Source organism: Kitasatospora putterlickiae, assembly GCF_039527695.1.
Lineage (GTDB): Bacteria > Actinomycetota > Actinomycetes > Streptomycetales > Streptomycetaceae > Kitasatospora > Kitasatospora putterlickiae.
In genome coordinates this window covers 1-1,382 of sequence record NZ_BAAAKJ010000195.1, presented here as the reverse complement: position 1 = coordinate 1,382, position 1,382 = coordinate 1, and the positions used below count along the sequence as shown (strand labels likewise).

General features: G+C 69.9%; 2 protein-coding genes. Both read right to left on the bottom strand.

All coding sequences use genetic code 11. The features are described from left to right. Nucleotides 1-125 precede the first annotated feature (125 nt). Nucleotides 126-677 carry a transposase gene (locus tag ABD308_RS19510; protein ID WP_344336341.1) on the bottom strand — a complete coding sequence of 184 codons (552 nt, stop codon included), beginning with the start codon at nt 675-677 and terminating at the stop codon, nt 126-128. Beyond that, the gene (locus tag ABD308_RS19505; RefSeq protein ID WP_344336336.1) at nt 650-1,207 is read right to left on the bottom strand and encodes a helix-turn-helix domain-containing protein; all 558 of its coding nucleotides are present in this window, start codon (nt 1,205-1,207) and stop codon (nt 650-652) included. The genes ABD308_RS19510 and ABD308_RS19505 overlap by 28 nt, the downstream gene beginning before the upstream one ends. Between the last annotated feature and the right edge of the window lie 175 nt (nt 1,208-1,382).

Genomic DNA, 1,382 nt, shown 5'->3' with positions numbered 1-1,382 from the left:
GAGGAGCGCCGACCGGAACAGCACGTCGACGTCTCCTTCCACGACCCGGAACCCGAGGAACGGGACGGCGACAGCGACAGGGACGGCGCCCGGGACGGTCCCGGCCCGCCCTAGTGCTGCGTTCCTTAAAGCAGGTATACGTAGCGGCGTCGTGCTTGTCGGATTGGCGGGGCTGGACGGCCCCATACCCAGGGACGGGCACGTGTGTTGAGCTGGGCTGTGGCAATGCGGGTGGCTCGCGCGATCTCGTCGGGGCCGGAGAAGGACCGCCCGGCGAGGGCGGCCTTGCGGAAGATGCGCCACCAGCCCTCCTGGAGGTTGAGCCAGCACGCGCCCACCGGGACGAAGACATGTCGGATCCGCGGGTGGTCCTCCAGCCAGGTGCGGGTGGACAGGCTGTTGTGGGACGACAAGTTGTCGGTCACCACGTAGATGTCGCCAGTGGGATTCGTATCCTCCAGCAGCTGAAGGAACTGCTGGTAGAAGACACTGTTGCGGGACGGGGCGGCCATCGTGAGCTCCTGCCCGTCCCGGACCCGCAGTCCGCCGTAGACCCAGGTCTTCTCAGGCCCGCGGGAATAGTCCAGCTCGCTCTTGATGCGGTGTCCGTCCGGCGACCAGCCCGGTGCCGGCGGGAAGGTACGCGGGATCACCGGCCCGAGCTCGTCGGCGCACACGACCGTCGCGCCGTCGGGCGGGCTGGTGTACAGACCGACGATCCGCGTCCTTTTCCCTCGAAATCCGGGTCCTTCGAGCGGATCCACGAGCGGGTGCGGCGCCAGCGCACTCCCTCGGCGAGCAGGATCCGCCGTATCTGGGAGCGCCCGACCGCGACACCCAGCCGCGCGGCCTCCGCCGCCAGCGCGTCCAGCGTCCACTCGGGCGGGCCGGCCTCGTCGGCAGGGGCGAGTTCCCCGTCCGCCTGCCGCACCTGCCGCCCCGGCGGCGCCTGCCTGACCAGCGCGATGATCCGCGACCGCTCGAACTCGGTGAGCCGGCGCGGCCGACCCGTGACCGGCCAGTCCTCCAGCCCTTCCAGGTCGAGTTCGTTGAAGTGGTGCAGCCACCACCGCACCGTCTTCGCATGGCAGCCCGGCTCGGTCGCGATCCCGGCCACCCGCAGGCCGGACCAGCTCAGCGCGACGATCCGCGCCCGCATCACCAGATCCGCCGGCGCCTTCCGCGCCCCGGCGAGCCTGACGATCATCCTCTCCTCGTCCGCCCCCACGGCGGCCCGGGCCCGCAACAACCCCGGCACACCCCACCCCCTATCGCGCCAGATCAACCCCAACAGAGGCTCTATACCCGCAACTTGAGGAACGCAGCACTAAGAGGACATCTCATTTGGGAGGTTGAGTAGGCTGCGGGTGTGACGATCGTGG

Coding starts and splice junctions, on each gene's coding strand:
- ABD308_RS19505 (WP_344336336.1), bottom strand. CDS start 1,207: ATGATCGTCAGGCTCGCCGGGGCGCGGAAGGCGCCGGCGGATCTGGTG.